General features: G+C 68.4%; 1 protein-coding gene. It reads right to left on the bottom strand.

The window, feature by feature from the left end; translation table 11 throughout:
• Positions 1-214: 214 nt before the first annotated feature.
• Positions 215-418, bottom strand: a complete 204-nt coding sequence (rpoZ, locus tag AC066S_RS39460) for a DNA-directed RNA polymerase subunit omega (protein ID WP_159502719.1) — start codon at positions 416-418, stop codon at positions 215-217.
• Positions 419-443: the final 25 nt, after the last annotated feature.

The raw sequence follows: 443 nt of genomic DNA, 5'->3' as shown, positions 1-443 counted from the left end.
GGCGGCGGCCGCATTGGCGGCCGCCGTGGACGCGCCCGCCGCTGGCACGCTGCCGGGGCGCGGCTCCGGGGCGGGGGGTTTGGTCAGGACCTCATTCATACCCTGAAATGTAGCGTGCCCGTGACTTGCCGGCCGAAGGCAAAAAAAAGCACCGCCTGGCGGTGCTGTTGATTGGTGCGCGCGGGGCGCGCGCGAAGAGGCACGGCCGGCAGGATCAGCCGGGCACCTTCTTGAGCATTTCCAGGCCGATCTTGCCTTCGGCGATTTCGCGCAGGGCCGTCACGGCGGGCTTGTTGCGGCTCTCGATCTTCGGGGCGTGGCCCTGGCTGAGCATGCGCGCGCGGTACGTGGCCGCCAGGACGAGCTGGAAACGGTTCGGGATCTGCTCGAGGCAGTCTTCAACGGTGATGCGTGCCATGCGGATTCTCCTGGCGGTCTAGAGG

The organism is Bradyrhizobium sp. CFUWI, from assembly GCF_056429085.1.
The sequence above is the reverse complement of the archived record's forward strand: the minus strand, read 5'-3'. Positions and strand labels throughout refer to the sequence as shown.